Raw genomic sequence first — 25213 nt, 5'->3', positions numbered from 1 at the left:
TCCAATGTGGGAGCGAGCTTGCTCGCGATAGCGGTGTATCAGTCAACCTTAAGGTGTCTGTCATGCCGCTCTCGCGAGCAAGCCCGCTCCCACAGGGTTTGGGGGGGGCACTAGACTGATCCAGGCATCGCATCACCCCGGTCATGCCCGCAACGGGCCGCTTAGGGATATCAACCATGCAATGGATCTTGACGTTGTTGGGCCTGGCACTGGGCTGGGTGGTGGACGCGTCGTTCGCCGATGCGCTGATAGGCGCACTGGTGGGGCTTGGCATCGCCCAGGCATTTCGGTTGGGGCGCCTGGGTGTCCAGGCGGCCAAGCAACAGATTTTGTTGCAAGAAGCTCAGCAGAGCTTGCTCACGTTGGAGGCCCGTCTGGCGGTACTCGAAAGCGGCAAGGTGGCCGAACCAAGTGATCCGGCCCCCGCGCCCGAGGTTGTCGTGCCCCAGGCCGCGAAGCCCGCAACGCGCACCGAACCGGAGCTCGTCTGGGAATTGCCGTCAGACCTCGAACCCGCTCCCGCGATGGCCACCCAGGCCAGCCAACCGTTGCCCGATGACATTTGGAAGCCCGCGCCAGAGACGTCCAGTCGGCGTGCCGACCGTGATTTTGCCCCTCTGCCTCTGGAGCCAATGATTGCGGAGCCGGCGGCCCCGCGTGGTCCGAATCTGTTCGACCGCGCCATTATCGGTGCGCGCAACTGGCTGTTCGGCGGCAATACCGTGCTGCGGGTCGGCGTGGTGCTGCTGTTCCTCGGCCTGGCGTTCCTGCTGCGTTATGCCACCGAAGGCATGGTGGTGCCGATCGAGTTGCGTTACGCCGGCGTCGCGGCCAGTGCGTTGGGCCTGTTGGGCCTGGGTTGGTGGCTGCGCCACCGCAACAATAACTATGCGCTGATGTTGCAAGGCACCGGGATCGCCGTGTTGTACCTGACGGTGTTTGCCGCCATGCGCTTGCATCCGTTGCTCGATTCCAAGGCGGCCCTGGGCTTGCTGGTGGCGGTGACGGTGTTCTCGGCGATCCTGGCGGTGACCCAGAATGCCCTGGGCCTGGCTGCGGCGGCGGCACTGGGCGGCTTTGCCGCGCCGATCCTGACCTCCACCGGCAGCGGCAACCACGTCGCACTGTTCAGCTATTTCATCCTGCTCAATGCCGGCATCCTCGCGATAGCCTGGTTCAAGGCCTGGCGCTTGCTCAACCTGATCGGTTTTGTCGGCACCTTCGGCATCGGTTTCGCCTGGGGCCTGCGTTCCTACACGCCAGAACTGCTCTGGAGCACCGAGCCGTTCCTGATCCTGTTCTTCCTCATCTACCTGGCGATTGGTTTGCTGTTCACCCGCCGCAAGCTGCTGGAAATGAGCGATGCCCCCGAAGACGGCAGCCGCGACGCGTTGTTGCGCTGGTCGGCGCGCAAGGGCGATTACGTGGACGGCAGCATGCTGTTCGGCCCGCCGTTGGTGGGTTTCGGCTTGCAGTTCGCGTTGGTGCAGCACCTGGAGTTCGCCGCTGCATTCAGCGCCCTGGCCCTGGGCATGATCTACATGGGGCTGGCGCGGTTATTGATGGGCGGCCGTGCCCTGCTGTTGGCGGAAACCTGCTTGGCCCTGGGGGTGATTTTTGCCAGCCTGGCAATCCCCTTGGGGCTCGACGCCCGTTGGACCTCGGCGGCCTGGGCCGTGGAAGGTGCGGGGATCTTCTGGCTGGGCCTGCGCCAGCAACGACCTTTCGCCCGAGTCTTTGCTTTGCTGCTGCAATTGGGCTCGGCGCTGGCCTTCCTCAGCGAATTGCGATCTGGCGAAGGCAGCCTGCTCGACGGTTCACCGTTGGGAGCGTTGATGCTCGGCGGCGCTTTGCTGTTCACGTTCTACCAACTGCGCAAGGCAGCCCCCGAACACACGGCGGCTTGGGAGCGCCAAGGCCTGCCGGTGCTGGCGGTGCTGGGCTTGAGTTTCCTCTATCTGCTGGCGCCGTTGTTCTTCTTCGCCCACGGCACGGCAATCGCCTGGGCCCTGGCCGGATTGGCGACGCTGTTTGTCGGCCTGCGCCTGCAATCGCGCAGCTTCCTGTTCACCGCGTTCGCGGTGCAATTGCTCGGCGGCGCACTGTTCCTGTTGCGCCTGCAAGGCGCCGAGGGTGATTCGGCGGCGGTGTTCAGCGCGGGCTGGAACGGTTTGCTCAGTGCTTCTCTGATCGGCCTGGCATTGATCGGCGGCATGTTGCTGGCGGCGCGCGACGACATGGTGCGCAACGATGTCCGGTTGTTGCGCGGCTTGTCGGTGGTGCTGCTGGCGGGGTTGGTGCTGATCAATCTCGCGGTGCTGTTCGTCCTGCCCTGGCAAACGGCGAGCGGGGTATGGGCGGCCAGTGGCCTGTTGATCATCTGGCTGAGCCTGTACCTGAAACAGCGCGTGAGCTTTGTCTTCGGTCTGCTGTTGCAACTGCTGGGCGGTGCGGCGTTCCTGACGGCGGGGCCGGTGTTGCTGGGGCCGCTCAATGCCGAGGATCTGCGGCCCCTGGCCCATAGCGGCTTCTGGACGCCGCTGGTCCTGGGGTTGGCAGCGCTGGTGGGTGCATGGCGCCTGCAACGGGCGCACGCGGCGCAGGAGCTGGACGCCTTGAGCTTGCAGCGCCTGTCCGAGCTGTTGCTGATCTGGGGCGCGGGTTGGTGGGCGCTGGCATGGATCAGCGAAGTGCTGCGTTTTGCCCCGGCGAACCTGCAAGGCGGCTTCCTGTTGTTGATCGCGGCCATCAGCGTGGCGGTGTGGAGCGTTTTGTCGCTGCGGTTGAAATGGCCGGCGCTGGGGCTGCTGTGCACCCTGTTGATCCCGGCGGTGGGCTGCGTACTGGTGGCGACGTGGCACAGCCACTATCACCCGGCCGGGCATTTCGGCTGGCTGGCCTGGCTGGCGGTATTTGCCGTGCATTTTCTCTCGCTCAAGCGCCTGGCGCCGATGCTGCCGGCCCGGGCGCGCAGTACGGCCCACGTACTCGGTTGCTGGTTGCTGATGGCGGTGTTGATGCTGGAGTTGCGTTACGGCCTGCTATTGCTGTCCGAGCAGTACAACGCTTGGCGCTGGCTGGCCTGGGCGATCCTGCCAGGTCTTTATCTGGTGCTGATGGCCACGCCGCGTACCTTGCCATGGCCGGTTTCGGCACAACCCCGGGAATATCGTGTCTATGCGGCGGCACCCATGGCGCTGTTGATGCTCGGTTGGTTCTGGCTAACCAACACCTTCAGCGATGGCAACTCAGAGCCACTGCCTTATGTGCCGTTGCTCAACCCCTTGGAGCTGGGCCTGCTGTTCGCCTTGTTCGGTATCTATGTGTGGGCTCGCAACGCCGTGGAACAATCGACGAACCGCTGGAATCGCATCGGGCACATCGCTCAGTTGATCGCCGGTGTGTCGCTGTTCGCGTTCTTTACCGCCCTGGTGATGCGCACTGCTCACCAATGGATGGGGGTGCCCTACGAGCTGGACGCGCTGCTCGAGTCGATGTTCGTGCAGGCCGGGTTGTCCATTGTCTGGACCTTGATCGCCCTTGGCCTGATGATCGGCGGGCATCTGCGTCATCGGCGTGAAGTGTGGCTGATCGGTGCGGCGTTGATCGCCGTGGTCGTGGCCAAGCTGTTCTTTGTCGAATTGAGTAACCGTGGCGGTCTGGCGCGGATCGTGTCGTTCATCGGCGTGGGTGTATTGCTATTGGTGGTGGGCTACTTCGCGCCGCTGCCGCCCAAGCGCCCGGAGACGGTCGCCCAGGATGAGCCGCCTATGCCTGTCAGTGAGGGAGTGTCATCTTGAGTCGCAAGTTGAATCGGATCGGGCTGGGCGTGGTTGGATTGTGGGTGGCGTTGTCAGCTACCGCCCAGGAGCAACCGGCGGATTTCGCCCATCAAGTGCCGTTGGCCCTGAGCGGCGAAGGGCCGTGGTATCGCCTGCCGTTGCCACTTGACGTGCAGTTGCAGGCGCGGCAGACCGACCTGAGCGACCTGCGCGTCTTCAATGCCGCCGGGCAGGCCCAGGCCTACGCATTGGTGCGCGAGTCGGCCCAGAGCCAGGAAAACCGCACCCTTACCGATGTGAAGTGGTTCCCCCTGTACAACGCCGCTGATGACCACGAGCGCGCGCCCAGCATACGTGTGCAGTCGAACGCCAATGGCACGCTGGTGGAAGTCCAGCCATCGAGTCGGCTCGAAGCGGGGGAAGAGGAGCTGCGCGGTTGGTTGCTGGATGCCAGCGCGATCAAGGCACCGTTGCAGCAGTTGGTCCTCGACTGGACCAGCGAGCGCGACGGCTTCCAGCGGTTCACCATCGAAGCCAGTGACGACTTGCAGCACTGGCAATCCTGGGGTGAAGGCCAGGTGGCGCGCTTGACCTTTGCCGATGAGCGGGTCGAGCAGCATGAAGTGAATCTGCCGGGGCAACCGGCGCGCTATCTGCGGTTGCTGTGGGATTCGCCGTCCTCCGCGCCGGTGCTGACCTCGGCCCAGCTGCACAGCGCCAGCCGCGAAAGCCTGCCGTTGCCGCTGGTCTGGTCGCAACCGCTGGCCGGCAGCACGACCAAGGCCGGTGAGTACACCTGGCAGTTGCCCATGGGGCTGAACATCGAGCAAGTGCAGGTCGAACTGAGCCAGGCCAACAGCTTGGCGCCGGTGACCCTGGCCGGTCGCCGTGAAAGCAGCCATCCGTGGCAGCCGTTGGCCAGTGGTTTGCTCTATCGCTTGACCCAGAACGGCCAGGATGTGCTGCAAAACCAATTGCAGCTGTCCGGCCAGACCGTGCAGCAATTGAAACTGACGGTGGACGAGCGTGGCGGCGGCCTGGGAACCGAAGCCCCGGCCCTGCGCTTTGCCGTGCGCCCGACCCAGGTGGTGTTCCTGGCACGGGGCGAAGGGCCTTACCGCCTGGCGCTGGGCAGCGCGACAGTCAAAGCGGCCAGCTTGCCATTGAGCACGCTGGTGCCTGATTACAAACCGTCGCGCCTGGCGACGCTGGGGACGGCGACGGTGAACGGCGCGGCCACGTCGACGCCAACTGCGCCCCCTGCAACCGCAACCGCGCCTGCGACGGTCGATACCAACTGGAAGAAAATCGGCTTGTGGGCGGTATTGCTGCTGAGCGTGCTGTTCCTCGCGGCGATGGCGTTCAGCCTGCTGCGCAAGCCGCCGGTCAAGAGTTGAGGTGACTTCATCGCGAGCAAGCTCGCTCCCACAGTAGGCCGCGTTCGTCGAAACAACTCGGTCAACTGTGGGAGCGAGCTTGCTCGCGATTCGGTCTGCCAGCGAGCCAAAATCCACAAGCGACTACCACCCCGTGAACTCAATCCTCCATTCCCCGTCTCATAGGAGGAATTAAGTCCCGACTCGCGCTAAACTGCGCTGGTTTTTCCGCCCCCTATTCTTCGGAGCCGTCCATGTCCCGCGTTACCTTGAGTCGCTATTTGATTGAGCAGACCCGCAGCAACAATACCCCTGCCGATCTGCGCTTTTTAATCGAAGTGGTGGCGCGTGCATGCAAGGAAATCAGCCACGCCGTCTCCAAAGGCGCGTTGGGTGGTGTCCTGGGCAGCATGGGCACCGAAAACGTGCAGGGTGAAGTGCAGAAAAAGCTCGACGTGCTGTCCAACGAAATCCTGCTCGAAGCCAACGAATGGGGCGGTCACCTGGCCGGCATGGCGTCCGAGGAAATGGACAATGCCTACCAGATCCCGGGCAAATACCCCAAGGGTGCCTACCTGCTGGTGTTCGACCCACTGGACGGTTCGTCGAACATCGACATCAACGCGCCGGTCGGCACCATCTTCTCGGTACTGCGCTGCCCGAACGAGTACCTGAGCCAGAACGAAGCCCTGAATGAAAAGGCCTTCCTGCAGCCGGGCACCGAGCAGGTCGCCGCCGGTTATGCCATCTACGGCCCTCAGACCATGCTGGTGCTGACCCTGGGTGACGGCGTCAAGGGCTTCACCCTGGACCGCGAGATGGGCAGCTTCGTACTGACCCACGAAGACATCACCATTCCTGAGACCACCCAGGAATTCGCCATCAACATGTCCAACCAGCGTCACTGGGAAGCCCCGGTAAAACGCTACGTCGAAGAACTGCTGGCAGGCGAAGAAGGCCCGTTGAAGAAGAACTACAACATGCGCTGGGTCGCCGCGATGGTTGCCGATGTGCACCGGATCCTGACCCGTGGCGGCCTGTTCATGTACCCGCGCGACAGCCGCGAGCCGTCCAAGCCGGGCAAGCTGCGCCTGATGTACGAAGCCAACCCGATGTCGTTCCTGGTGGAGCAGGCGGGCGGCGCTTCCACCGACGGTCATCAGCGCATCCTCGATATCAAGCCTGAAGGTCTGCACCAGCGTGTGGCCGTGTTCCTCGGTTCGAAGGAAGAAGTGGCTCGCGCCACGGCTTACCACAAGGAGTAAACCATGGCCGAGCCCTGGCAGCCGTTGCTCGATTGGTGGTTTGGTTCAGGCGAAACACCGGACGAAATAGCGGCTGAAAAGGGCAAGCTGTGGTTCGGCAAAGGCCATGATCGCCAGGCGCAAGAGCGCTTCGGCGATCGGGTCGAGCAGGCACTGGCCGGCGGATTGACCGATTGGGCGCAACGCCCGGAAGGTTGGCTGGCCCTGGTGCTGCTACTGGATCAATTCCCGCGGATGATCTTTCGCAATACCCCCAAAAGCTTTTCCGGCGACTTGCGTGCTCAAGCGCTGGTAGCCCAAGGCCTGGCGGCGGGGTTCGAACGACAGCTCAAGCCGATCCAGCGCGTCTTCATCTATTTGGTGCTCGAACACTGCGAGAACCTGGCGGTGCAGAACGAGGCCGTGTCGCGGTTTATCGATCTGGTCCGAGAGCAACCGGAGGCGGAACGGGCGGTGTTTGAAGACAACCTGGATTATGCCGAGCGGCACCAGAAGATCATTGCGCGGTTTGGGCGGTTTCCCCATCGCAATGCGCTGTTGGGGCGTGAGTCCACGGCTGAGGAAATGGAGTTTTTGAACAGACCTGGGTCCAGGTTCTGAATTTTCTGCGAGGTTGATGCCGTCTTCGCGAGCAAGCCCGCTCCCACAGTTAATCGTGTTTCCCTGACGATACTCGGTCAACTGTGGGAGCGGGCTTGCTCGCGAAAGGGCCCTTGAGAGCACTAGATCCGGAAACTACCCACCAACTGCTTCAACCGCGCCGCCTGCTGTTCGAGGTCGGCACAGGCGCGCAAGGTGGCTTGCAGGTTTTCCACGCCTTCCTGGTTCAGCGTGTTGATCTCGGTGATGTCGACGTTGATCGACTCCACCACGGCGGTCTGTTCTTCAGTGGCGGTAGCCACGGACTGGTTCATGCCGTCGATTTCACCGATGCGCTGGGTCACGCTGCCGAGGCGTTCGCCGGCCTGGTTGGCGATGCCGACGCTGCTTTCGCTCTGGCGCTGGCTGTCGGTCATGGTCAGCACGGCTTCCCGCGCGCCGACTTGCAGCTCTTCGATCATCTTCTGCACTTGCTGCGCCGAATCCTGGGTGCGGTGAGCCAGGTTGCGTACTTCATCGGCCACCACCGCGAAGCCGCGTCCGGCTTCACCGGCCCGGGCAGCTTCGATGGCGGCGTTCAGGGCGAGCAGGTTGGTCTGCTGGGAAATACTGGTGATCACCTCGAGAATCTGGCCGATGTTCACCGTATTGCTGTTCAGGACTTCAATGTTGCCGCACGAGTCGCTGATCTTGGCCGACAGCTGCTGCATGGCCGCGATGGTTTTATCCACCACGTGCTGGCCGTCCTCGGCCAGGTTGCGGGCCTCGCTGGAATGTTGAGAGGCGAGGGCGGCGTTCTGGGCGATTTCCTGGGCGGCGGCGCCGAGTTGGTTGATGGCCGCGGCCACGCTGCTGGTGCGCGATGCCTGCTGGTCGGAATTGAACATCGACGAGTTGGAGGCGCTGACCACGCGCAGGGCGACTTCGTTGACCTGGCCGGTGGCCGAGGCCACTTCGCGGATCGAGGTGTGAATGCGTTCGACAAAGCGGTTGAACGACGTGCCCAGTGCGCCGAATTCGTCGTGGCCGTGAATGACCAGGCGCCGGGTCAGGTCGCCTTCGCCTTCAGCAATGTCGTGCATGGCGCGGCCCATGGTCAACAGCGGCTGCATCAGCACGCGGATCAGCATGCCCAGCAGGGCGATGATGAACACCACGGCAATGGTCATGGCGATCAGCGCCGAGGTGCGGAACTCGCTGAGCATCGCCAGGGCGGTGTCCTTGTCGAGCACCAGCGCGACATACCAGTTGGCTCCCGGCACGCCATTGACCTGCGTGAAGGAGATGAATTGGGTCTTGCCGTCGAGGTCGACTTCCTTCACGCCCGGGCTGATTTGCGGCGCGCCGTTGGGGTAGGCCTCGGCCAGGGTCTTGAGCACGCGCTTGCTGTCGGGGTGGATCAGGATCTTGCCATCGGCGCTGACGATGAACGCGTGGCCGTGGCCGCCGAAGTTCAGCGAGTTGATGATGGCGCTGACGCTGGACAGGTCGATGTCCGCACCGGCCACGCCAATCATCTGGCCCTGGTGCTGTACCGGCGTGGCGACGGTGATCACCAGTTTGCCTGATGAGGCGGCGATGTACGGTTCGGTGACAATGGTTCGCTGTGCGCTGTTGGCGGCCTTGTACCAACCACGGGCGCGCGGGTCGTAGTCGGCGGCACGATTGCCGGCCGGTACCGAGAACATCACGCCGTCGGTGCCGCCGAAATAGCTGAGTTGGAAGTTTTCGGTGTAGGCCGGCAGGCCCACGGCGCGCTTGAGGCTGTCGGCACTGCTGCCGTCCACGGCGATCTGCTGGGCCAGTGATTGCAGCAATTGGATACGGCCGTCGACCCACGTTTGGATGTTCCGGCTGGTCAGGCTGCCGAGTTCCTGCATGGAGGTCTCGGTGCTGGCATGCAGGCTCTGGCGTTGACGATAGTCGTTGAACAGGATGAAACAGGCGAATGCAACGGCCACCACGAGGGCGGCAGCCAACAGGATTTTATGGCTGAATTTCATGTTTCTGGTCATTAAGAACACTACCGCGGAGGGACGGGTCAGGAGGGCTGTCAATTTGCCATAGCGCAGGCTTTTGCGCTGTTACTTTTTATCGGCGCAAAAGCCCGGCCCATCAGGCGTCAAGGGTCCAATCCCGACGGAAGGTACGACGGCGTCACAAACCGGGCGATTCATCGACGAAACACCTCTGTACAGCCAATAAATACTGGGGACGTCAGGGAACCAGATAGGGGTTTTCTCTTCTAAGGATCAGGTTGGCACCCTGCCACCTCCCTTCCGTTCCAGGAGTTACACCATGTCGCTGCGATCTATCGCCCTGCTGTTTATGTGCGTCGTGTTGACCGCATGCAGCAAGGTCAACCAGGAAAACTATTCGAAATTGTCGGCTGGCATGCCCAAGGCCGAAGTCGAAACGTTGCTGGGGAAACCGACCGATTGTTCAGGCGCGCTCGGCATGTCCAGCTGTACCTGGGGCGACCAGAAAAGCTTTATCAGCGTGCAGTACGCCGGTGACAAAGTGTTGATGTTTTCCGGCCAAGGCCTGAAGTAAACCGAGGCCAGAGGCCTGCGGGAGAAGAATAATGATGCGGTTAGTTTTTGTGCTTTTGGCTGGCCTGGTATTGGCCGGCTGTGCCACTTCTGGCGAAGATCCGTTGGCGCCCAAGACGGTCAACAGCGTCAATCTCAAGCGTTACCAAGGGACCTGGTATGAGTTGGCCCGTCTGCCCATGTATTTCCAGCGCAATTGCGCACAATCGGAAGCTCACTACATCCTCAAGCCAGACGGCAACGTGGCTGTGCTCAATCGCTGCCTGACCTCGGACTGGCAGTGGGAGGAAGCCAGGGGCACGGCCACGCCGCAGGTACCGGGCAAGACCGACAAGCTCTGGGTCGAGTTCGACAACTGGTTTTCACGGATCGTGCCGGGCGTGGCGAAAGGGCAATACTGGGTGCTGTACGTCAGCGATGACTACAAGACAGCCATCGTCGGCGACCCGAGCCGTCGCTACATGTGGTTGCTGTCCCGCACACCGACCGTCAATAGCGTCGTGCGCGAGGAGCTGCTGAGCAAGGCGCGCCAGCAAGGTTATGACACGACACGACTGATCTGGCGCGCGTCGGATCGGCAGATGGCCAAGACCTCGAATTGATCGGCTCCTGAGAACCCATGTGGGAGCGAGCTTGCTCGCGATGACGGATTTTCAGCCAACCTCAGTGTTGAATGTGAAGGCCTCATCGCGAGCAAGCTCGCTCCCACATTTTTATCCGCGTCAGTCTAGTAGTTCGCGCAATACCTGGGTAAACGCCCGGGTGCTTTCCTCTTCGCCGGCATGACGCCCATCCCGCACAACCCACCGGCCGCCGACCATCACATCCCGCACCTGACGATCGCCGCCGGCAAACAACCAACGATTGAGAATCCCGTCGCCATTGGCCGTGGCCAGGTACGGATCGTTGCCATCGAGCACCAGCCAGTCGGCGCGCTTGCCGATGTCGAGGGCGCCGACCGGTTGCCCCAGGGCCTGGGCGCCGCCTTCCAATGCCGCGTCGAACAAGGTGCGGCCGACCATCGGCTGATCCGCCCGATACAAGCGGTTACGCCGTTGGTCACGCAGGCGCTGGCCATATTCCAGCCAGCGCAATTCTTCGACCACGCTCAAGGACACATGGCTATCGGAACCGATACCCAGGCGCCCGCCCTGGGCGAGGAAATCCACGGCCGGGAAAATCCCGTCCCCCAGGTTGGCTTCGGTGGTCAGGCACAGGCCGGCAATCGCCCGGCTCTTGGCCATGAGGCTGACTTCCTGGGCGTTGGCATGGGTGGCATGAACCAGGCACCAGCGCTGGTCGACCTCAGTGTTTTCGTACAGCCATTGCAGCGGGCGGGCGCCGCTCCAGCTCAGGCAGTCATCGACTTCCTTCTGCTGCTCGGCGATGTGGATGTGCACCGGGCAATCACGGTCGCTGGCGGCCAGCACGTCCTGGATCTGCCCTGGTGTCACGGCGCGCAGCGAGTGGAAACACAAGCCCAGGAACTGGGACGGTTGCCCGGCCAGGATCGGTTGCAAGCGTGACTGAAGCTTCAAGTAGTTTTCGGTGCTGTTGATGAACCGGCGCTGCCCGTCGTTGGGCGCCTGGCCGCCAAAACCGGAATGGCTGTAGAGCACCGGCAGCAGCGTCAGGCCGATGCCGGCGGCGCTGGCGGCGTGGCTGATGCGCAGGGCCAGCTCCGCCGGGTCGGCGTAGGACGCACCGTCGGTGTCATGGTGCACGTAATGGAATTCGGCGACCGAGGTGTAGCCGGCCTTGAGCATTTCGATATACAGCTGGCGGGCGATGATGCCGAGTTGCTCCGGGCTGATTTTTCCGACGAGGCGGTACATCAAGTCGCGCCAGGTCCAGAAACTGTCGTTGGGATTGCCCGCCACTTCCGCCAGCCCGGCCATCGCCCGTTGAAAGGCATGGGAGTGCAGGTTCGGCATACCCGGCAACAGCGGCCCGCTCAGCCGTTCGGCGCCGTCTGCGTGAGAATCGGCCTGGACATGAGTCAGGACGCCCTTGGCGTCGACTTCAAGACGTACAGCATTGGCCCATCCACTAGGCAGCAGTGCGCGTTCGGCAAAGAAGGCGGACATGGTTCAACCTCATCGTGCGTAATTTGTATATACATATACAGACGTTTGCCTGGCCGGTAAACTCCGGCAAGCTAGCAACCTTATTCGCAGAACAGGGAACCGCCGTGCCGACTCCGCCTGCCAAACCGCCGCTGGCCGCACACATGGGTGACAGTCCGGCGCCCTTGTACGCCCGCGTCAAACAGATGATCACCCAGCAGATCGACAGTGGAAACTGGCCGCCGCACTACCGCGTGCCGTCGGAAAGCGAGCTGGTCAGCCAGTTGGGCTTCAGTCGCATGACCATCAACCGTGCCTTGCGGGAAATGACCGCCGACGGCCTGTTGGTGCGCATGCAGGGGGTCGGCACATTCGTGGCCGAGCCCAAGAGCCAGTCCGCGTTGTTCGAAGTGCATAACATCGCTGACGAGATCGCCTCCCGCGGCCACCGTCACACCTGCAAGGTCATCACTCTGGAAGAAGAAGCCGCCGGTTCCGAGCGAGCCCTGGCCTTGGACATGCGTGAAGGCCAGAAGGTGTTCCATTCGCTGATCGTGCATTTCGAGAACGACATTCCTGTGCAAATCGAGGACCGTTTCGTCAACGCACTGGTGGCGCCGGACTACCTCAAGCAGGACTTCACCTTGCAGACGCCTTACGCCTATCTGAATCAGGTCGCGCCGCTGACCGAGGGTGAGCATGTGGTCGAGGCGATTCTGGCCGAGCCGAGCGAATGCAAGCTGCTGCAGATCGAGCGGGGCGAGCCGTGCCTGTTGATCCGTCGCCGCACCTGGTCCGGACGCCAGCCGGTGACCGCCGCGCGCCTGATCCATCCGGGTTCCCGTCACAGTCTGGAAGGGCGCTTTCATAAATGAGCCAGTTGAAGGTTTTACGCGCAGCCGATTACCCCCGCATGCCATGGAAAAACGGCGGTGGCAGCACCGAGGAAATCTCTCGCGATGCCGGCACGGGCCTGGACGGCTTCGGCTGGCGCCTGTCCATTGCCGATATTGCCGAGTCGGGTGGTTTTTCCACGTTTGCCGGTTACGAGCGGATCATCAGCGTCTTGCAGGGGGACGGCATGACGCTGAACGTCGATGGCCAGGCCACGCGACCTTTGCATCCGTTGGACCCCTTTGCCTTCAGTGGCGAGAGCCATGTGCATTGCACCTTGCTGGGCGGCCCCATTCGGGATTTCAACCTGATCTATGCACCGCAGCGTTACCGCGCGCGATTGCAGTGGGTGGGGGGGCAGCAGCGATTCTTCAGCGAAGCGGGGACGTTGCTGGTGTTCAGCGTGGCCCCGGGATTGACCATCAAGATTGGCGAGTCCACCGTTGTCCTGGGCCTCTACGACTGCTTGCAGTTGAGCGGTAACACCGGGCTGCTGGACATCACCAGCCACGGCCAATGCTGTGTGATTGAGCTGACGGTCCGCTGATTTTCGGCGAAGCGCTCTAGTGGCGAGGGAGCTTGCACCCGCTCGGGTGCGCAGCGCCCGTCGCTTCTTGGGGGCCGCTGCGCAGCCCAGCGGGAGCAAGCTCCCTCGCCACAAAAGCCATCTCACCGTTTCCTCCTGCGCGCACTAATTTGTTACCAAACGCCCCAGCGTGGCGCAGAACCGGGCTGCCATAACCTGCTTGTCTCCTTCATAAATCCTTCCTTCAGAAATTTCATCTGGCTCTCAAACCGCTCAATCACGGGCCTTTCAGCCAATCCTCAAGTCATCCTGCAAACGTGTCTTCAACAAGTTGGCCGCTTGATTGCATATGCTTGTACATACAAGTAAAGACGTATGCGTATGAGTCGCCGATATTCAACGCAACGTTCGTAGAAAATCGCTGCCCACTGCCCGGGCTGGTCTGGATTGATCGCTGAGGAGTTTTTGCTGTGACCGACGCTACCCGCAAACCCGAAAAATACCGTGACGTTGAAATCCGCGCCCCTCGCGGTAACACGCTGACCGCCAAGAGCTGGCTGACTGAAGCGCCGCTGCGCATGCTGATGAACAACCTCGACCCGGAAGTGGCCGAGAACCCAAAGGAACTGGTGGTCTACGGTGGCATCGGCCGCGCGGCGCGCAATTGGGAGTGCTACGACAAGATCGTCGAAAGCCTGACCAACCTGAATGACGACGAAACCCTGCTGGTGCAATCCGGCAAGCCGGTGGGCGTGTTCAAGACCCACAGCAACGCCCCTCGCGTCCTGATCGCCAACTCCAACCTGGTGCCGCACTGGGCCAGTTGGGAGCACTTCAACGAACTCGACGCCAAGGGCCTGGCCATGTACGGCCAGATGACTGCGGGTAGCTGGATCTACATCGGCAGCCAGGGCATCGTCCAAGGCACGTATGAAACCTTCGTCGAGGCCGGTCGCCAGCACTACGATTCCAACCTCAAAGGCCGTTGGGTCCTGACCGCCGGTTTGGGTGGCATGGGCGGTGCCCAACCCCTGGCCGCGACCCTGGCCGGCGCGTGCTCGCTGAACATTGAGTGCCAGCAGGTCAGTATCGATTTCCGCCTGAAGACCCGCTACGTCGACGAGCAAGCCAAAGACCTCGACGATGCCTTGGCGCGCATCGAGAAATACACTGCCGAAGGCAAGGCGATTTCCATCGCGCTGTGTGGGAACGCTGCTGAAATCCTGCCGGAAATGGTCCGCCGTGGCGTGCGCCCGGACATGGTCACCGACCAGACCAGCGCCCACGACCCCCTCAACGGCTACCTGCCGGCCGGCTGGACCTGGGACGAATACCGTGCCCGCGCCAAGACCGAGCCCGCTGCCGTGGTGAAGGCCGCCAAGCAATCGATGGCCGTCCACGTCAAAGCCATGTTGGCCTTCCAGAAAATGGGCGTGCCGACCTTCGACTACGGCAACAACATCCGCCAGATGGCCCAGGAAGAGGGCGTCGAAAATGCCTTCGACTTCCCTGGTTTCGTCCCGGCGTATATCCGTCCGCTGTTCTGCCGTGGCATCGGCCCGTTCCGTTGGGCTGCGCTGTCCGGTGACCCCCAGGACATTTACAAGACCGACGCCAAGGTCAAGGAACTGATCCCCGGTGACGCTCACCTGCACAACTGGCTGGACATGGCCCGCGAGCGCATCAGCTTCCAGGGCTTGCCGGCACGGATCTGCTGGGTCGGCCTGGGGCAGCGCGCCAAGTTGGGCCTGGCCTTCAACGAGATGGTGCGCAGCGGCGAATTGTCGGCGCCGATCGTCATCGGTCGCGACCACCTGGACTCCGGTTCCGTGGCCAGCCCCAACCGTGAAACCGAATCCATGCAGGACGGCTCCGACGCCGTTTCCGACTGGCCGCTGCTCAACGCCTTGCTCAACACCGCCAGCGGCGCGACCTGGGTGTCGCTGCACCACGGTGGCGGCGTCGGCATGGGCTTCTCCCAGCATTCGGGCATGGTGATCGTCTGCGACGGTACCGACGAAGCGGCCGAGCGTATTGCGCGCGTACTGCACAACGACCCGGGCACTGGCGTGATGCGCCATGCCGATGCCGGTTACCAGATCGCCATCGATTGCGCCAAGGAACAGGGGCTGAACCTGCCGATGATCACCGGCAAATAACCCGAATTCCCCTGTGGGAGCGGGCTTACTCGCGAAGGCGGTTTTACATCCGACACATGTGTTGACTGACACACCGCATTCGCGGGCAAGCCCGCTCCCACAGGGGGCTGTTCCACCATAGAGCCCCAAAACAATCCACAGAGGTTGAACCATGGCTGTCACCCGCACACGCGCAAGCAGCAAGCCGTTGATCGAGACGCGCTCGATCGACTACATCCCGGAAGCGGAGAGACACGGTCGGCTATTGAGCCAGTTCACCCTCTGGATGGGGGCCAACCTGCAAATCACTGCCATTGTCACCGGTGCGTTGGCGGTGGTGCTGGGCGGTGATGTGTTCTGGTCGTTGATCGGTTTGCTGATCGGCCAAGTGCTCGGCGGTGGCGTCATGGCCTTGCATGCCGCGCAAGGGCCCAAGCTTGGCCTGCCGCAGATGATCTCCAGCCGGGTGCAGTTCGGTGTGTATGGCGCGGCCATCCCGATCGTGCTGGTGTGCCTGATGTACCTGGGTTTCACCGCGACGGGAACCGTGCTTTCCGGCCAGGCGCTGGGCCAGTTGTTTGGCGTCAGCGACAGCGCGGGCATCCTCATGTTCGCCAGTGTCATCGTGCTGGTCACGGTGCTCGGTTATCGGGTGATTCACTTCATCGGCCGTGTCGCCAGCGTCATTGGCGTGATTGCCTTTGTCTACCTGTTCGCTCGCCTGATCAGCCAGACCGACGTTGGCGCACTCTTGCAAATCCGCCACTTCAGCTGGAGCAGCTTCCTGCTGGCGGTATCGCTCGCGGCCTCCTGGCAGATCGCCTTCGGCCCCTATGTGGCTGACTATTCGCGTTACCTGCCGAGCAAGACGTCCTCGGTGAAAACCTTTTTTGCCGCGGGCGCCGGCTCGGTCATAGGCGCACAGGTGGCGATGATCCTCGGCGTGTTTGCCGCCGCCTCGGCCAACGGGCAGTTCGCCGGTCACGAAGTGGCCTACATCGTTGGTCTGGGGGGCACCGGCGCCACCGCTGCGCTGCTGTACTTCAGCATCGCGTTCGGCAAGGTCACCATCTCCACGCTGAACTCCTACGGCAGCTTCATGTGCATTGCCACCATTATCAGCGGTTTCCGTGGCCACCTGAATGTCACGCGCTTGCAGCGTCTGGTCTTCGTGCTGGTCATCGTCGGCGCCGCGACCCTGATCGCGCTGCTCGGCCAGCACTCGTTCCTCGGTGCGTTCAAGTCTTTCATCCTGTTCTTGCTGGCGTTCTTTACCCCTTGGAGCGCGATCAACCTGGTGGACTACTACTGCATCACGCGCGAGCGCTATGACGTGCCGGCACTGGCCGATCCGAACGGCCGCTACGGTCGTTGGAACGCCTTGGGTATCAGCGTCTATGTCTTCGGTGTACTGGTTCAACTGCCGTTCATTGCCACCAAGTTTTATACCGGTCCGCTGGTGGGAGCCATGGGCGGTGTGGATATCTCCTGGATCATCGGCCTGGTGGTCCCGGCGGCGCTGTATTACGTCCTCGCCAAGAAGTGGCACAGCGCAGTACCCGATCAATTGATCCTGCCGCTCGAGCAGGACGCGGTTGACGCACAACCGAGCAGGGCGGGCCGCATTCAAGCGGTCTGATGGGACGTTGACAGGGCTGGATGCCTCTTGACTGCCGTAAGCCAATCCAACTGATTAGGAGCGTCACATAATGAAGTCGAACAAGACCCTGCTGACCACATTGCTTTCCATGGGCCTGTTGGCCAGCGCCGGCGCCACGCAAGCAGCGGGTTGGTGCGAGTCGGGCAAACCGGTGAAGTTCGCCGGCCTGAACTGGGAAAGCGGCATGCTGCTGACCGACGTCCTGCAAGTGGTGCTGGAAAAAGGTTACGACTGCAAGACTGACAGCCTGCCGGGCAACTCCATCACCATGGAAAACGCCCTGAGCAGCAACGACATCCAGGTATTCGCCGAAGAGTGGGTCGGCCGTAGCGAGGTGTGGAACAAGGCCGAGAAGGCCGGCAAGGTGGTCGGCGTCGGTGCCCCGGTGGTGGGCGCCATCGAAGGCTGGTATGTGCCGCGCTACGTGGTTGAAGGCGACGCCAAGCGCAAGCTCGAAGCCAAGGCCCCGGGCCTGAAGAACATTGCCGACCTGGGCCAGTACGCCGCCGTGTTCAAGGACCCGGAAGAACCGTCCAAGGGCCGCTTCTACAACTGCCCGGCCGGTTGGACCTGTGAGCTGGACAACAGCGAAATGCTGAAAAGCTACGGCTTGGAAAAGACCTACACCAACTTCCGTCCCGGCACTGGTCCGGCGCTGGATGCCGCAGTGTTGTCGAGCTACAAGCGTGGCGAGCCGATCCTGTTCTACTACTGGTCGCCAACGCCACTGATGGGTCAGGTGGACCTGGTGAAACTGGAAGAAAAACCGGGTGTGGATAAAAGCGTGAGCATCAAGGTCGGCCTGTCCAAGACGTTCCACGACGAAGCCCCGGAATTGGTGGCGGTGCTGGAAAAGGTCAACTTGCCGATCGATATCCTGAACCAGAACCTGGGGCGCATGGCCAAAGAGCGGATCGAGTCGCCGAAACTGGCGAAGATCTTCCTGAAGGAACATCCTGAAGTCTGGCACGCCTGGGTCAGTGAAGACGCTGCCAAGAAAATCGACGCGGCTCTGTAGGTCGAATCTTTCCCGGCCAACCGTGGGGCTGGCCGGGACGTTCACCGCATCCACTTGATCGAGAGTCTCTTATGTTTCCCGAAAGCTTTACCTTCTCCATCGCCGATTGGGTCAACGGTTGGGTCGACTCCCTGGTGACCAACTATGGCGATGTGTTCCGGCACATCTCCGACACCCTGCTGTGGGCCATCGTCAATCTGGAAGGCCTGCTGCGCATGGCGCCCTGGTGGCTGATGCTGGCCATCGTCGGCGGCATTGCCTGGCACGCCACCCGCAAGGTCGTGGCCACGGCAGTCATCGTCGGCCTGTTGTTCCTGGTGGGTGCGGTAGGCCTGTGGGACAAGCTGATGCAGACCCTCGCCCTGATGCTGGTGGCGACGCTGATCTCGGTGTTGATCGGCATTCCCCTGGGCATTCTCTCGGCACGCAGCAACCGCCTGCGTTCGGTGCTGATGCCGTTGCTGGACATCATGCAGACGATGCCGAGCTTCGTGTACCTGATTCCGGTGTTGATGCTGTTCGGCCTGGGCAAGGTCCCGGCGATTTTCGCCACGGTGATCTACGCCGCGCCGCCATTGATCCGCCTGACCGACCTGGGCATCCGCCAGGTGGACGGCGAAGTGATGGAAGCCATCAACGCCTTCGGCGCCAACCGCTGGCAACAGCTGTTCGGCGTGCAACTGCCCCTGGCCCTGCCGAGCATCATGGCCGGGATCAACCAGACCACCATGATGGCCTTGTCGATGGTGGTCATCGCCTCGATGATCGGCGCCCGTGGCCTGGGCGAAGACGTGCTGGTGGGCATCCAGACCCTTAACGTCGGGCGCGGCCTGGAAGCGGGGCTGGCCATCGTGATTCTCGCCGTGGTCATCGACCGCATTACCCAGGCCTATGGTCGTCCTCGGCATGAGGTGAGCAAATGAGCAACGCAGCCGTCAGCAAGATCGAAGTCAAGAACGTCTTCAAGATTTTCGGCAATCGCTCCAAGGAAGCCCTGGAGCTGATCCGCCAGAACAAGACCAAGGACCAGGTGCTGGCCGAAACCGGCTGCGTGGTCGGTGTCAACGACCTGTCGCTGAGCATCGGCACCGGTGAGATCTTCGTGATCATGGGCCTGTCCGGCTCCGGCAAGTCCACCCTGGTGCGCCACTTCAACCGGCTGATCGATCCTACGAGTGGCGCGATCCTGGTGGACGGCGAAGACATCCTGCAACTGGACATGGACGCCCTGCGCGAATTTCGCCGGCACAAGATCAGCATGGTGTTCCAGAGCTTCGGCCTGCTGCCCCACAAGAGCGTGCTGGACAACGTCGCCTATGGCTTGAAAGTGCGTGGCGAGAGCAAGCAGGTGTGCGCCGAGCGGGCGCTGCACTGGATCAACACCGTGGGCCTGAAGGGCTACGAGAACAAATACCCGCACCAGCTCTCCGGTGGCATGCGACAGCGCGTCGGCCTGGCCCGGGCCTTGGCGGCGGACACCGATATCATCCTGATGGACGAAGCCTTCAGCGCCCTCGACCCGCTGATCCGTGCGGAAATGCAGGACCAGTTGCTGGAGCTGCAAAAGACCCTGCACAAGACCATCGTCTTCATCACCCATGACCTCGACGAGGCCGTGCGCATTGGCAACCGCATTGCGATTCTCAAGGACGGCAAGCTGATCCAGGTCGGCACGCCCCGGGAAATCCTGCATTCGCCGGCGGATGAGTATGTCGATCGGTTTGTGCAGCGCAGGGCTGCGGTGGTTTGAAGGGTTTGTGGTGGCAAGGCTGGCCCCATCGCGAGCAAGCTCGCTCCCACAAGGGGACCTCTTTTGTTCACACTTTTTGTGCCCAAAGGAAATCCCTGTGGGAGCGAGCTTGCTCGCGATAGGGCCGGCCCAGCTGCATCAATATTCAAGTTGTACAGACGAGGTTGAGGATGTCCCAGGCTGAAAAAATCGTAATCGCCGACACCCCGTTGCGTTGGCAGGATGTGGTCGCCGTCGCCCGCTTCGGTGCCGAGCTCGAGCTATCGGCCCAGGCCTGGGCGCGGATCGACAATGCCCAGGCCATTGTCCAGCGCATCGTCGCAAGCGGCGAGCGCGCCTATGGCGTCAACACCGGCCTGGGGGCCTTGTGCAATGTCTCGCTCAAGGACGAACAACTCAGCCAATTGTCACGCAACACCTTGCTCAGCCATGCCTGTGGCGTCGGCGCGCCGCTGACTGATGAACAGACCCGGGCGATCCTCTGCGCCGCCATTCTCAACTACAGCCAGGGCAAGTCCGGCATCCATCGTCGGGTGGTCGAGGCGTTGCTCGCCCTGCTCAACCGGGGCATCACACCGCAAGTGCCGTCCCAGGGTTCGGTGGGTTACCTGACTCACATGGCCCACATCAGCATCGCGCTGCTGGGCGTCGGCCAGGTCAGTTATCGCGGCCAAATCGTTTCGGCGCAGCAGGCCTTGGCTGCCGAAGGCTTGCAACCGGTGCAGTTAGGCGCCAAGGACGGTTTGTGCCTGGTCAACGGCACCCCGTGCATGACCGGCCTCAGCTGCCTGGCCCTGGCCGATGCGACGCGGCTGGTGCAATGGGCCGACGTGATCGGCGCCATGAGCTTCGAGGCCCAGCGCGGCCAGATTGCCGCGTTCGATACCGAGATCATTGCCCTCAAGCCGCACCCGGGCATGCAACAGGTCGGGAGCAATTTGCGGGCCTTGCTCGACGGCAGCGAGGTCATCGCCTCGAGCCTGGGCATTCGCACCCAGGACGCCTTGAGCATCCGCTCGATTCCCCAAGTGCACGGCGCGGCTCGCGATCAGTTGGCCCACGCCCGGCAACAGATCGAAACCGAACTCAACGCGGTCACCGACAACCCGCTGTTGCTGGGTACGCCGGAGAACTTCCGGGTCGTGTCCCAGGCCAATCCCCACGGCCAATCGGTGGCCTTGGCGGCGGACTTGCTGGCGATTGCCATGGCCGAAATCGGCTCCATTGCCGAACGCCGCCTCGACCGCCTGATCAACCCCCACGTCAGTGGCTTGCCAGCCTTCCTGGTGGCCAATCCCGGCGTGAACTCGGGGATGATGATCGTGCAATACGTTGCCGCGTCGCTGTGCGCGGAGAACAAGCAACTGGCGCAACCGGCGGTGCTGGACAATTTCGTCACCTCCGGTTTGCAGGAAGATCACCTGAGCATGGGCACCAACGCCGCCCTGAAGCTGCACCGGGCGCTGGAAAACTGCACGCAGATCCTCGCCATCGAGTACCTGCTGGCGGCCCAGGCTTTTGAGTTTCTCAAGGCCCAGCGTTTCGGCGCCGGCACCGACATTGCCTGGAAGCTGCTGCGCGAGCGCGTTCCGGCCTACGACCAGGACCGCTGGCTGGCGCCGGACATCGCCAGTGCCGCCGGGTTGCTCAAAGATCCCTTTGTGCTGCACAACGCTTTACCTGATTTGAATTGATCGAAAAACGCCAGCGTGCCAAGACACCCATTGCCCACAAGGCATCGCCCCAAAGCGAAGGTGACGGATAACGGAACATTCCGGAGCGACTGGCGGGTGAAAAAACAAAACTCTCAAAAGGAGCAATACATGACTGCCTTAAACCTGATTCCCGGCCAATTGAGCCTGGCTCAATTGCGTGACATCTATCAGCAACCCGTGACCTTGAGCCTCGACGCCAGCGCGTCGGCGCAGATCGAAGCCAGCGTCGCCTGCGTCGAGCAGATCCTGGCCGAGAACCGCACCGCCTACGGCATCAACACTGGTTTTGGCTTGCTGGCCTCGACCCGCATCGCCAGCGAGGACCTGGAAAACCTGCAGCGCTCCCTGGTGCTGTCCCATGCCGCCGGCGTGGGCGAGCCGATCAGCGATGCGCTGGTGCGGTTGGTCATGGTGCTCAAGGTCAACAGCCTGAGCCGGGGCTTTTCCGGCATCCGTCGGCAGGTGATCGATGCGCTGATTGCGCTGATCAATGCCGAGGTCTATCCGCATATTCCGCTTAAAGGTTCGGTCGGTGCTTCCGGCGACTTGGCCCCGCTGGCCCATATGTCCCTGGTGCTGCTGGGCGAAGGCAAGGCGCGCTATAAAGGCGAATGGCTGCCGGCCGTCGAAGCACTGAAAGTCGCCGGCCTTGCGCCACTGACCCTGGCCGCCAAGGGAGGCCTGGCGCTGCTCAACGGCACCCAGGTCTCCACTGCGTTTGCCCTGCGTGGCCTGTTCGAAGGCGAAGACCTGTTTGCCGGTGCCCTGGCCCTGGGCAGCCTGACGGTGGAAGCGGTGCTTGGCTCGCGTTCGCCATTCGACGCGCGGATCCATGCCGCTCGCGGCCAGAAAGGCCAGATCGATGCCGCCGCCGCTTACCGTGACCTGCTGGGCGAGCGCAGCGAAGTGTCTGATTCGCACCAGAACTGCGACAAGGTCCAGGACCCGTACTCCCTGCGTTGCCAACCGCAAGTGATGGGCGCCTGCCTGACCCAGTTCCGCCAGGCCGCCGAAGTACTGGTGATCGAAGCCAACGCTGTGTCGGATAACCCGCTGGTGTTCGCCGCCGAGGGTGACGTGATTTCCGGGGGCAACTTCCACGCCGAACCGGTGGCGATGGCCGCCGACAACATGGCCTTGGCGATTGCCGAAATCGGCTCCCTGAGCGAACGGCGGATTTCGTTGATGATGGACAAGCACATGTCGCAGTTGCCGCCGTTCCTGGTAGCCAATGGTGGGGTGAACTCCGGCTTCATGATCGCCCAGGTCACCGCAGCGGCCCTGGCCAGTGAAAACAAGGCGCTGTCCCACCCCCATTCGGTGGACAGCCTGCCGACCTCGGCCAACCAGGAAGACCACGTCTCCATGGCCCCGGCCGCCGGCAAGCGCCTGTGGGAAATGGCCGAGAACACCCGTGGGATCCTGGCGGTGGAATGGCTTGCGGCATGCCAGGGGCTGGATCTACGCGGCGGTTTGAAGACCTCTTCCAAACTGGAGCGGGCCCGTGGTCTGTTGCGTGCAGAAGTGCCGTTTTATGAGAAGGACCGCTTCTTTGCGCCGGACATCAATGCCGCCAGTGAGTTGCTGGCGAGTCGGTGCCTGAACGAATTGGTCACGGCGCAGTTGTTGCCGAGCCTGTAAGGGCCTCATCGCGAGCAAGCTCGCTCCCACAAGGATTTCCGATGCACTCAAAACCCCTGTGGGAGCGAGCTTGCTCGCGATTCGATTTTGAACGCGACGAGGAAACCGGGATGAAAACCCTCTGGCAAAACTGCCACGCCGCCACCATGGCCCAAGGCGTCTACTCGATCATCGAAGACGCCGCCATCGTCACCCAGGACGAGCACATTCAATGGATCGGCCCGCGTGCCGAATTGCCGACGGGGCACTACCCGGCGGTCAACGACCTCAAGGGCGCCTGGGTCACGCCAGGGTTGATCGACTGCCACACCCACACGGTATTTGGCGGCAACCGCAGCGGTGAATTCGAACAGCGCCTGCAAGGCGTCAGCTACGCCGAAATCGCGGCGGCCGGCGGTGGCATCGCCAGTACCGTGCGCGCCACCCGCGCCGCCAGTGAAGACGAACTGTTCGCCAGCGCCGCCAAACGCCTGAAAAGCCTGATGCGCGACGGCGTGACCACGGTGGAAATCAAGTCCGGATACGGCCTGGACCTGTCCAGCGAACGTAAGATCCTTCGCGTCATTCGCCGTCTTGGCGTCGAGTTACCGGTCAGTGTGCGCAGTACGTGCCTGGCGGCCCACGCCTTGCCACCGGAGTATAAGGATCGCGCCGATGACTACATCGAACACATCTGCACCGAGATGCTGCCGGCCCTAGCGGCCGAGGGGCTGGTGGATGCGGTGGATGCCTTTTGCGAATACCTGGCGTTTTCCCCGGCGCAGGTCGAACGGGTGTTTATCACCGCGCAACAACTGGGGCTGCCGGTGAAGCTGCACGCCGAACAATTGTCGTCTCTGCACGGTTCCAGCCTGGCGGCGCGTTACCAGGCGCTGTCGGCCGATCACCTGGAATTCATGACCGAGGACGACGCCAAGGCCATGGCCGCTTCCGGCACCGTGGCGGTGTTGCTACCGGGGGCGTTTTATTTCCTGCGGGAAACCCAACTGCCGCCCATGGACGCCTTGCGCAAACACGGCGTGAAGATCGCCGTGGCCAGCGACCTCAACCCCGGCACCTCGCCGGCGCTGTCGCTGCGCTTGATGTTGAACATGGCCTGCACCTGTTTTCGCATGACCCCGGAAGAAGCCCTGGCAGGGGCGACGATTCATGCGGCCCAGGCCTTGGGCATGGCCGCCACCCACGGTTCGCTGGAAGTCGGCAAGGTCGCGGATTTTGTCGCCTGGCACATCGACCGTCCGGCCGACCTGGCGTACTGGCTCGGTGGCGATTTGGAAAAACGCGTCGTGCGTCACGGCGTTGAAATCGATTGAGGAGAATGGTTGTGGAGAAGGTCCTGAATTTCAAGCAAGGGCGCATGCCGCTGTTGGTCAGCATGCCCCACGCCGGCCTGCGCCTGACCCCGGCGGTGAAGGCCGGATTGATTCCCGAAGCCCAGAGCCTGCCGGACACCGACTGGCACATTCCCACGCTCTATGAATTCGCCAATGAGCTGGGCGCCAGCACCCTGGCCGCCGAGTATTCACGGTTCGTCGTCGACCTGAATCGCCCCTCCGATGACAAACCGATGTACGTCGGCGCCACCACCGGTTTGTACCCGGCGACGCTGTTCGATGGCGTGCCGTTGTTTCGCGAAGGGCTGGAACCGTCGGCCGAGGAACGGGCGACGTATCTGCAGCAGGTCTGGATGCCGTACCACCAGGCGCTGCGGCAGGAGCTGGCGCGGCTCAAGGCCGAATTCGGCTACGCCTTGCTGTTCGACGCCCACTCGATCCGTTCGGTGATCCCGCACCTGTTCGACGGCAAGCTGCCGGACTTCAACCTCGGTACATTCAACGGTGCCAGTTGCGACCCGACCCTGGCCAGCCAGCTCGAAGCCATCTGCGCCCGCCACGGCCAATTCACCCATGTGCTCAACGGGCGTTTCAAGGGCGGACACATCACGCGGCACTACGGCAACCCGGCCGAAGACATCCACGCGGTGCAACTGGAACTGTGCCAGAGCACCTACATGGAAGAATTCGAACCGTTCAACTACCGCCCGGATCTGGCGGCGCCGACCCAGGTAGTGCTCAATCAACTGCTGGAAGGTTTGTTGGCGTGGGGGCGGCAGGCTTACAAAAAATAAACACCGCGTGTACCTCTGTGGCGAGGGGATTGTGTTTGTCCTTGAGCCTCGTACGGGACTGTCGCCACCGTGCAAAACCGAGTCGCCACAGTTCATCTTGAC

At 62.4% G+C, this 25213-nt stretch carries 19 protein-coding genes; 17 read left to right on the top strand and 2 right to left on the bottom strand.

Going from position 1 to position 25213, the window contains the following annotated elements; genetic code table 11:
* The first annotated feature begins 176 nt into the window (after positions 1-176).
* The 4 genes from BT125_RS12830 to BT125_RS12815 all read left to right on the top strand — a co-directional run bounded on the left by BT125_RS12830 (position 177) and on the right by BT125_RS12815 (position 7023).
* Positions 177-3800 (top strand): DUF2339 domain-containing protein, encoded by a 3624-nt coding sequence (locus tag BT125_RS12830; RefSeq protein WP_072407437.1) that lies wholly within the window; start codon positions 177-179, stop codon positions 3798-3800.
* Positions 3797-5179, top strand: coding sequence for a DUF3999 domain-containing protein (locus BT125_RS12825; RefSeq protein ID WP_072407435.1), 1383 nt, complete (start codon positions 3797-3799; stop codon positions 5177-5179). Before BT125_RS12830 ends, BT125_RS12825 begins: the two co-directional genes overlap by 4 nt.
* A gap of 233 nt (positions 5180-5412) precedes the next feature.
* Complete coding sequence (locus BT125_RS12820) at positions 5413-6423, top strand: class 1 fructose-bisphosphatase (RefSeq protein WP_018607993.1); 1011 nt, start codon at positions 5413-5415, stop codon at positions 6421-6423.
* Positions 6424-6426: 3 nt separating this feature from the next.
* Positions 6427-7023, top strand: a complete 597-nt coding sequence (locus BT125_RS12815; RefSeq protein WP_072407433.1) for a DUF924 family protein — start codon at positions 6427-6429, stop codon at positions 7021-7023.
* 122 nt (positions 7024-7145) lie between these two features.
* Here BT125_RS12815 and BT125_RS12810 read toward each other — a convergent pair whose 3' ends face one another.
* A complete protein-coding gene (locus BT125_RS12810) occupies positions 7146-9038 on the bottom strand; it encodes a methyl-accepting chemotaxis protein (RefSeq protein ID WP_218190265.1) in 1893 nt (630 codons plus the stop codon).
* Positions 9039-9321: 283 nt separating this feature from the next.
* On the opposite strand from BT125_RS12810, the gene BT125_RS12805 reads away from it, so the two are divergent.
* Together BT125_RS12805 and BT125_RS12800 are read left to right on the top strand one after the other, a co-directional pair.
* Entirely contained in the window at positions 9322-9576 is a 255-nt protein-coding gene (locus BT125_RS12805) for a hypothetical protein (RefSeq protein ID WP_003186715.1), read from the top strand.
* A gap of 31 nt (positions 9577-9607) precedes the next feature.
* Positions 9608-10177: a lipocalin family protein gene (locus BT125_RS12800; protein WP_072407428.1), complete on the top strand. Its 570-nt coding sequence runs from the start codon at positions 9608-9610 to the stop codon at positions 10175-10177.
* Between the two features lie 120 nt (positions 10178-10297).
* Here the strand turns inward: BT125_RS12800 and BT125_RS12795 are convergent, their stop codons facing one another.
* On the bottom strand, positions 10298-11662 hold the full coding sequence (locus BT125_RS12795) for a formimidoylglutamate deiminase (protein WP_072407426.1): 1365 nt from the start codon (positions 11660-11662) through the stop codon (positions 10298-10300).
* A gap of 143 nt (positions 11663-11805) precedes the next feature.
* Between BT125_RS12795 and hutC the strand changes: the two genes are divergently transcribed.
* The 11 genes from hutC to hutG all read left to right on the top strand — a co-directional run bounded on the left by hutC (position 11806) and on the right by hutG (position 25111).
* Positions 11806-12516, top strand: a complete 711-nt coding sequence (gene hutC, locus BT125_RS12790; RefSeq protein ID WP_170842365.1) for a histidine utilization repressor — start codon at positions 11806-11808, stop codon at positions 12514-12516.
* Complete coding sequence (locus BT125_RS12785; RefSeq protein WP_072407424.1) at positions 12513-13082, top strand: HutD/Ves family protein; 570 nt, start codon at positions 12513-12515, stop codon at positions 13080-13082. Before hutC ends, BT125_RS12785 begins: the two co-directional genes overlap by 4 nt.
* A 449-nt stretch (positions 13083-13531) precedes the next feature.
* Complete coding sequence (gene hutU, locus BT125_RS12780) at positions 13532-15220, top strand: urocanate hydratase (RefSeq protein ID WP_072407422.1); 1689 nt, start codon at positions 13532-13534, stop codon at positions 15218-15220.
* A gap of 151 nt (positions 15221-15371) precedes the next feature.
* Positions 15372-16838 (top strand): purine-cytosine permease family protein, encoded by a 1467-nt coding sequence (locus tag BT125_RS12775; protein WP_072407420.1) that lies wholly within the window; start codon positions 15372-15374, stop codon positions 16836-16838.
* Between the two features lie 70 nt (positions 16839-16908).
* Entirely contained in the window at positions 16909-17877 is a 969-nt protein-coding gene (locus tag BT125_RS12770; RefSeq protein WP_014336129.1) for an ABC transporter substrate-binding protein, read from the top strand.
* 71 nt (positions 17878-17948) lie between these two features.
* Positions 17949-18800 carry an ABC transporter permease gene (locus BT125_RS12765; protein ID WP_003196893.1) on the top strand — a complete coding sequence of 284 codons (852 nt, stop codon included), beginning with the start codon at positions 17949-17951 and terminating at the stop codon, positions 18798-18800.
* A complete protein-coding gene (locus BT125_RS12760; protein WP_072345081.1) occupies positions 18797-19627 on the top strand; it encodes a quaternary amine ABC transporter ATP-binding protein in 831 nt (276 codons plus the stop codon). Before BT125_RS12765 ends, BT125_RS12760 begins: the two co-directional genes overlap by 4 nt.
* A 170-nt stretch (positions 19628-19797) precedes the next feature.
* The gene (gene hutH, locus BT125_RS12755) at positions 19798-21321 is read left to right on the top strand and encodes a histidine ammonia-lyase (protein WP_072407418.1); all 1524 of its coding nucleotides are present in this window, start codon (positions 19798-19800) and stop codon (positions 21319-21321) included.
* Positions 21322-21450: 129 nt separating this feature from the next.
* Positions 21451-22983, top strand: coding sequence for a histidine ammonia-lyase (hutH, locus tag BT125_RS12750; RefSeq protein ID WP_072407416.1), 1533 nt, complete (start codon positions 21451-21453; stop codon positions 22981-22983).
* Positions 22984-23093: 110 nt separating this feature from the next.
* Positions 23094-24296, top strand: a complete 1203-nt coding sequence (gene hutI, locus BT125_RS12745; RefSeq protein WP_072407414.1) for an imidazolonepropionase — start codon at positions 23094-23096, stop codon at positions 24294-24296.
* An 11-nt stretch (positions 24297-24307) separates the two neighbouring features.
* Positions 24308-25111, top strand: coding sequence for an N-formylglutamate deformylase (hutG, locus tag BT125_RS12740; protein WP_072407469.1), 804 nt, complete (start codon positions 24308-24310; stop codon positions 25109-25111).
* The last annotated feature ends 102 nt before the right edge of the window (positions 25112-25213 follow it).

Origin of the sequence: Pseudomonas sp. NFACC04-2, from assembly GCF_900119265.1 — a bacterium.
GTDB classification, from domain to species: domain Bacteria; phylum Pseudomonadota; class Gammaproteobacteria; order Pseudomonadales; family Pseudomonadaceae; genus Aquipseudomonas; species Aquipseudomonas fluorescens_AA.
The sequence above is the reverse complement of the archived record's forward strand: the minus strand, read 5'-3'. Positions and strand labels throughout refer to the sequence as shown.

Excerpts from the sequence above, each read along its gene's own strand:
- BT125_RS12760 (WP_072345081.1), top strand. The coding sequence starts at position 18,797 with ATGAGCAACGCAGCCGTCAGCAAGATCGAAGTCAAGAACGTCTTCAAG.
- BT125_RS12770 (WP_014336129.1), top strand. The coding sequence starts at position 16,909 with ATGAAGTCGAACAAGACCCTGCTGACCACATTGCTTTCCATGGGCCTG.
- BT125_RS12805 (WP_003186715.1), top strand. The coding sequence starts at position 9,322 with ATGTCGCTGCGATCTATCGCCCTGCTGTTTATGTGCGTCGTGTTGACC.
- BT125_RS12810 (WP_218190265.1), bottom strand. The coding sequence starts at position 9,038 with ATGACCAGAAACATGAAATTCAGCCATAAAATCCTGTTGGCTGCCGCC.
- hutI (WP_072407414.1), top strand. The coding sequence starts at position 23,094 with ATGAAAACCCTCTGGCAAAACTGCCACGCCGCCACCATGGCCCAAGGC.
- hutH (WP_072407416.1), top strand. The coding sequence starts at position 21,451 with ATGACTGCCTTAAACCTGATTCCCGGCCAATTGAGCCTGGCTCAATTG.
- hutC (WP_170842365.1), top strand. The coding sequence starts at position 11,806 with ATGGGTGACAGTCCGGCGCCCTTGTACGCCCGCGTCAAACAGATGATC.
- BT125_RS12815 (WP_072407433.1), top strand. The coding sequence starts at position 6,427 with ATGGCCGAGCCCTGGCAGCCGTTGCTCGATTGGTGGTTTGGTTCAGGC.
- BT125_RS12775 (WP_072407420.1), top strand. The coding sequence starts at position 15,372 with ATGGCTGTCACCCGCACACGCGCAAGCAGCAAGCCGTTGATCGAGACG.
- BT125_RS12800 (WP_072407428.1), top strand. The coding sequence starts at position 9,608 with ATGATGCGGTTAGTTTTTGTGCTTTTGGCTGGCCTGGTATTGGCCGGC.
- BT125_RS12830 (WP_072407437.1), top strand. The coding sequence starts at position 177 with ATGCAATGGATCTTGACGTTGTTGGGCCTGGCACTGGGCTGGGTGGTG.
- BT125_RS12765 (WP_003196893.1), top strand. The coding sequence starts at position 17,949 with ATGTTTCCCGAAAGCTTTACCTTCTCCATCGCCGATTGGGTCAACGGT.
- hutH (WP_072407418.1), top strand. The coding sequence starts at position 19,798 with ATGTCCCAGGCTGAAAAAATCGTAATCGCCGACACCCCGTTGCGTTGG.
- BT125_RS12820 (WP_018607993.1), top strand. The coding sequence starts at position 5,413 with ATGTCCCGCGTTACCTTGAGTCGCTATTTGATTGAGCAGACCCGCAGC.
- BT125_RS12795 (WP_072407426.1), bottom strand. The coding sequence starts at position 11,662 with ATGTCCGCCTTCTTTGCCGAACGCGCACTGCTGCCTAGTGGATGGGCC.
- BT125_RS12785 (WP_072407424.1), top strand. The coding sequence starts at position 12,513 with ATGAGCCAGTTGAAGGTTTTACGCGCAGCCGATTACCCCCGCATGCCA.